Source organism: Cyanobacteriota bacterium (genome assembly GCA_025054735.1).
In the GTDB taxonomy this organism is placed as follows: domain Bacteria; phylum Cyanobacteriota; class Cyanobacteriia; order SKYG9; family SKYG9; genus SKYG9.
In genome coordinates this window covers 1-6,072 of the sequence record JANWZG010000243.1, presented here as the reverse complement: position 1 = coordinate 6,072, position 6,072 = coordinate 1, and the positions used below count along the sequence as shown (strand labels likewise).

The window sequence follows — 6,072 nt, the reverse complement described above, 5'->3', positions numbered from 1 at the left end:
GCTGGAGATGCAGCGCTATGCATAGGTGGCGGTGGGGGTGGAGGCGGAACCCGCATACCAGGAGCCGGGGGAGGTGGAACAGATGGACGTTGAGGATTGGACGACATAGGGCTAGCTCTCTTCGCACAGCAATAAATCTAACAGCAATCAGGTTGTAACTTAATCAAATCAAACAGTTAATAGGCAGAATATGACAGGTACCATAATCTTAGTTATGCACCCCATTCTAGGCAATTGGCAATCAATTGTCATTCCTAATCTCAACAGTTCGCACCGTCAGGTGCCAAGCATCTAGCCTATATTCAGGCTCAATAGTAGCTAGATCATCCCACTTACGCAAGTAAGCCCTTATCTCCTAGCCCCTCTGGTTCTCCGCGAACGGGGGGTAAGGGGGAGGTGGATTAGAAGTCCCCTCCCTGGTTGGGAGAGGGATTTAGGGTGAGGGCTACATAAGGGGAATGCATCCCAATAGTGCTCTACTAATTTATTGAGCTTCATTAATTTAAGTTAAATTAACCGAACTTAATTAAATGTTAAGTATTGCTCTACTCAATTAAACTTGCACGATTAGACTTACGCGATTGAATCCACTCAGTCATAACGTAATCACGCAACATAATTGTCTCTAATTGTAAAAGATGTAAACACGGTTACCATTGTGTTGATTACGACTTTATCACAGCTACATTGACTATGCAGATTTATATGCAGATTTAAAGGTGTGCAAACTCGGTTAATTCTTTGAGATTCTGTGCATCATTTTCACCAACTTATTGATGCTTTATTGATTCTATTGACCAACTTATCAATCCCATTGACAGATGTATTGCGACCATAACTGTACTATGATGCCAGATGGCATTGCTAGGATTATGGCACGCCTCATTGATCCGCACGTTACTAACCTTCAGTTCATCCAGAACTGCCCGAATAATTGCTCTCTTCCCCATGACTACTCTCCCGGCACGTCTTCGCATATGCATCACCCTAGGCACTCGTCCTGAAGCGATTAAGTTAGCTCCAGTCATTCAGGTGTTTCGGCGATCGCCAGAGTTTGACACCCAAGTCATCTTGACTGGGCAGCATCGAGAGATGGTGGATCAAGTTATGGCACTGTTTGGACTGGAGGCCGACCATGACCTTGACATCATGCAACCCAAGCAAACTCTGACCGACATTACCTGTCGCAGTTTGCAAGGACTAGAGGCATTGTTTCAACAACTCCAGCCCCAACTGGTATTGACCCAGGGAGACACTACTACTGCCTTTGCAGCAACCCTTGCCGCCTTTTACCAAAAGATTCCCGTCGGCCATGTGGAAGCAGGTCTGCGTACCGATGATCTCTACAATCCCTACCCAGAGGAAGCCAATCGGCGTTTGATTTCGCAACTGACGCACTTGCATTTTGCACCAACAGCATTGGCTGTAGAGAACTTGCAGCGATCGGGCGTGGTGGGCATTGTGGAGAAAACGGGTAACACTGTTATTGATGCATTGCTGGCTGTTGCTAGCCAAAATCCCGTCTGCGAGGTTCCAGGGTTAGATTGGGATCGCTATCGAGTTTTGCTGTCCACGGTGCATCGACGAGAAAACTGGGGCGCGCCATTGGCTGGCATTGCTGATGGCTTTTTGCAAACCCTAGACCGCTTTCCAGACACTGCTCTGCTGTTGCCCTTACATCGCAACCCAACGGTGCGAGAACCCCTGCAAGCCATGCTAGGAAACCATCCCCGTGTATTTCTCACGGAACCGCTGGACTACAGAGAGTTGGTGGGAGCAATTCAGCGCTGCTACCTGTTACTGACTGACTCTGGCGGATTGCAAGAGGAGGCACCTAGCCTAGGGAAGCCTGTGCTAGTGTTGCGAGAGACCACAGAACGTCCAGAGGCGGTTACCGCAGGCACTGCCAAGCTTGTGGGTACTGATGCGGCTGCGATTGTGGCGGCAGCAAGCGAGTTATTGTCCAATACAGATGCTTACCAAGCGATGGCAACGGCTATTAATCCTTTTGGCGATGGTCACGCTGCCGATCGCATTTTGGCTGTGGTCAAAACCTATTTCCACTTGTCCTAAGCTAAGTCAGCTAAGAGTTGACAAATCGTGGTGAATAGAGGCCGCACCAGTGCGGTCGGATGCAGACAGTCGTCCCGGAGTTGTCGGAGCCGATCGCTGGTCACCCTATGAGCTGCTAGATCGTCCTGATCGGCGTGGGTGAGCAGATCATCCAGTAAGCATCCAAACGCCCGCACTTCCAGACGCTCAAAGGCAGGAGCAGTCACTGAGTCAGTTCGATCGTAAAAACAGGCTGCGCCAAAATCACTCAACAAGCTGTCACCCTGAGCATTCACTAGGGTGTTGTGGGCATACAAATCGCCATGCATGATGCCCCGACTGTGCAGATGTGCGGCTGCTGATGCCACACCTTGGGCGATGCGCAAAATCACAGCTAGGGAAAAGTGGGTGTCTGGGGGAAAAGTGTCCCTTGTGCAAGTATCTAGACTGGGCGGGCCGCCTAGAATCTTGTAGTCAGGTGGAATTAGGGAAAATACTAAGCCTGCTTTGGCCTCAGGATGGTTAACGAGTCTGCCCAGCACCGACACCAAGTTAGGATGAGAGCCAGCAGCAATACAGGCTTGCATTTCATCCAAGGGTACACCGTCACTAGTGATATTGCCCTTGAATACCTTGACAGCTACCTCCTGGGTATCTGTTGCGGTGACTTGCCATCGTGCCTTGGAGGTGATGCCAGAAGCTCCCTGACCTAGAAGGGTTTCCAAGGTGAGGTCAGCCCAGTCAATGTCGGGTAACGATCGCACCTCCTTCTGCTCATCCCTACAGAACGGGTTGCCTGCGTAGGCTAGCCAAGATAGTCGGGGCAATGTCAGCAACCATGTGGGTAAGGATGGCAACTGGTTTGCCGCAATCCGCAACAGTTCTAAGCTCTGGCAAGCCCTCATCTCGTCGGGCAGCGATCGCAACTGGTTACCTGCTAACATCAGCTTTTGTAGTCTCGTTAAGGAGCCGATCGTCGTCGGCAATTGTTCTAGCTGGTTATCGGTCAAGATTAGCCACCGGATTCGAGGAAACAGAGCTGTTGGGCTAATCTGACGAATGCGATTGGCTTTGAACCCCAGAATATCTAGCCGTGGACAGTCTGCCAGCACGGATGGAAGATCCTCAAACTCGTTGTTGAAAAAGAAAACAGCCTTAAGCTGCGTCAACCGTCCAAAGTCAGCGGGCAATGTCCTAAGGTGGTTATTAGACAGATCCAAAATCTCGGTCGTGTCAGCTTGGTCAAAAATTTCTGAGGGAAATTCTGTCAAGCCGCAATGAATTGCTAACCGTTTACTAGGCGGCAAGCGCCCTGATCGGAGTTGGTGCAGTGTTTCTAGACTCACTGTAATCAACCTCCGGTGAGCTGCGCCATAATAAGCAAACTCCGATGGAATAAGTCCCTACAGTCAGCGAGTATTGTAGTTATCATGACCAACAATTATCCCTTGCAGCCATCACCGGAACCCACCCTAACCCATCTTGACCCTTCAGGACAAGCACAGATGGTGGATATTTCCCATAAGCAGGCAACTGTGCGAGAGGCAATCGCTGCTGGCCAGGTGCGTATGTCCGCAGCTACACTGGCGGCAATCCAAGCAGGGAACAACCCCAAGGGTGATGTTATCACTACAGCTCGATTGGCAGGCATCATGGCAGCCAAACAGACCGCTAGCCTTATTCCCCTCTGTCATCCCCTGCCGCTTAGTAAAGTCGCTGTGACGATCGACCCAGACCCCACCCTGCCGGGATATCACATTCAAGCTCACGTAAAAACCACTGCCATGACTGGTGTGGAAATGGAAGCACTGACCGCTGTGTCAATTGCTGCTCTCACCCTTTATGACATGGCCAAGGCTCTGGAGAAATCCATGCGCATCGAGGCTATTCACCTAGTCAGCAAAACAGGGGGCAAATCTGGCGACTATCACCAGGCATAGAACTGGCAGCAGGAAAGAAGGGAGAGGGAGCTAGAGGCGACTTACGAAGGCTTCTAAGCGTTCTAACCCTTTGCGAATGGTGGCTAGGTCTGTGGCATAGGATAGCCGAATGTGGTCATCTGCCCCAAAGGCAATGCCAGGAATTACTGCCACCTGTTGGGACTCCAGCAGTGCATCACAAAACTGTAGGGAGGTTAACCCAGTCTTGCTGATGTCTACGTAGACATAGAAGGCACCATCGGGCTTGAGGCACGATACATTAGGGATGCTGCTAATCATCTCGTACATGACGTTGCGACGATCGGCATAGGCTTGGCGCATGGTCTCTATACAATCTTGAGAACCTTCTAAGGCTGCGATCGCCCCCCACTGAGCAAAGGTACAAACATTAGAGGTACTGTGACCTTGTACAGTTGTCGTTGCCTTCACCAGTTCCACAGGTGCTGCTAAATACCCAACGCGCCAACCTGTCATCGCATAGGCTTTGGCAAAACCATTGCTAGTAATCGTGCGTTGAAAGGCTTCAGGACTGGCTGCCCCAATGCTGAAGTGGGTCGCGTCACCATAGGTGAGTTTTTCGTAGATTTCATCGGATACCACCAAAATATCTGCCTCCACGATGACTGCGGCCAAGGCCCGAATTTCATCGGGGGTGTAGACCATACCCGTAGGATTGGAGGGCGAGTTAAGAATAAACAGCTTAGTTTTTGGGGTAATTGCCTGTTGCAACTGTTGAGGAGTAATTTTGTAGCCAGTTGCTGCTGTGGTGGGCAGAAATACAGAGGTACCTCCTGCCAAGGTAACCATTTCTGGATAGCTCAGCCAATAGGGGGAAGGAATAATCACCTCATCACCGGGTTCAATGAGGGCTAGCATCAGGTTGAATAATGATTGCTTACCGCCATTGGTCACGGCAATGTGGTCTGGTGTGTAGGGTAGGTGATTGTCGGTTTGCAATTTCTGGGCGATCGCTGCTCTTAGCCTGGGTTCTCCGGCTGAGGGGCCATAGCGAGTTTTGCCTTCATCCAGCGCTTTTTGGGCAGCTTGCTTAATGTGGTCTGGAGTAGGGAAATCAGGTTCCCCAGCGCTAAAGCTACAAACATCAATGCCATCGGCTCGCATAGCATTTGCCTTAGCAGTGATGGCCAACGTTAACGACGGGTTGACCTGACCAATACGGCTTGCCAGTTTCACGGGAGTTCTCCTCCTTGATGGTATCCAACGTGACTGATGTTCTAGTCTGCCATACCTTACCAGCTTGATCATGCTGTGTTGGGATTTCTTGATATGAATCTCTTGCTCAGTTGACCGTTGTCTACCGTTCCCCTTCAGTTGCCCTCAGTTGCGCTCGCATCAATGGTTGGATGTCAGTGCTTAGATTGTTACCATACTCCTAGATCAAACCCATGGCACAGCTATCAAACCAGCTATGACTCATTCCACTACAGAACTAACGACAGATTTCACGATCGCCAATATCCTTCAAGGGCAACGGGCATTTTTTGCCACAGGTGCTACTAAACCCATCGACTTTCGTGTAGCACAGCTTCGGCAACTGAAGGCTGCCATCGTGCAGCGGCAAGCTGATATTGTGCAAGCAGCTAAGGCAGATTTAGGGCGTTCTGATTACGAAGCCTACTTTGAATTGGGAGCCGTAATGGAGCTTGACTACATCCTTAAGCATCTGAAGGCTTGGGTAAGGCCTCGCAGGGTAGGCTTGCCTATATCCCAATTGCCAGGGTCAGCATGGGTGCAGCCAGAGCCGTTGGGGGTTGTGCTCATTATTGGCCCTTGGAACTATCCATTTCAGCTCTTGATATCTCCGTTGATGGGGGCGATCGCTGCTGGTAACTGTGCAGTTCTAAAGCCATCAGAGCTGGCCCCAGCTACATCTGCGGTGCTTGCCCAAGTGATTCGTGAAACCTTTGACCCTCACTATGTTGCTGTAATCGAAGGGGGCGTAGAGACTGCTCAGGCATTACTAGCCCAGAAGTTTGACCACATCTTTTTCACCGGTGGGCCTCGTGTTGGCCAGATTGTCATGGAAGCAGCCGCCAAACAGCTAACTCCAGTCACCCTA

The 6,072-nt window shown here is 50.4% G+C and carries 5 protein-coding genes; 3 read left to right on the top strand and 2 right to left on the bottom strand.

The window, feature by feature from the left end; all coding sequences use genetic code 11:
* Positions 1-948: 948 nt before the first annotated feature.
* Complete coding sequence (gene wecB, locus NZ772_12145) at positions 949-2,073, top strand: UDP-N-acetylglucosamine 2-epimerase (non-hydrolyzing) (GenBank protein MCS6814299.1); 1,125 nt, start codon at positions 949-951, stop codon at positions 2,071-2,073.
* On the opposite strand, the gene NZ772_12140 is transcribed toward wecB, so the two are convergent.
* The gene (locus NZ772_12140; GenBank protein MCS6814298.1) at positions 2,070-3,398 is read right to left on the bottom strand and encodes a leucine-rich repeat-containing serine/threonine-protein kinase; all 1,329 of its coding nucleotides are present in this window, start codon (positions 3,396-3,398) and stop codon (positions 2,070-2,072) included. The two genes, wecB and NZ772_12140, sit on opposite strands and share 4 nt — an antisense overlap.
* Before the next feature lie 84 nt (positions 3,399-3,482).
* On the opposite strand from NZ772_12140, the gene moaC reads away from it, so the two are divergent.
* Positions 3,483-3,992, top strand: coding sequence for a cyclic pyranopterin monophosphate synthase MoaC (moaC, locus tag NZ772_12135; protein MCS6814297.1), 510 nt, complete (start codon positions 3,483-3,485; stop codon positions 3,990-3,992).
* Between the two features lie 30 nt (positions 3,993-4,022).
* Here moaC and NZ772_12130 read toward each other — a convergent pair whose 3' ends face one another.
* Positions 4,023-5,186, bottom strand: coding sequence for a pyridoxal phosphate-dependent aminotransferase (locus NZ772_12130; protein MCS6814296.1), 1,164 nt, complete (start codon positions 5,184-5,186; stop codon positions 4,023-4,025).
* Between the two features lie 235 nt (positions 5,187-5,421).
* On the opposite strand from NZ772_12130, the gene NZ772_12125 reads away from it, so the two are divergent.
* The coding region (locus tag NZ772_12125) for an aldehyde dehydrogenase family protein (protein ID MCS6814295.1) at positions 5,422-6,072 on the top strand (651 nt) is incomplete at its 3' end.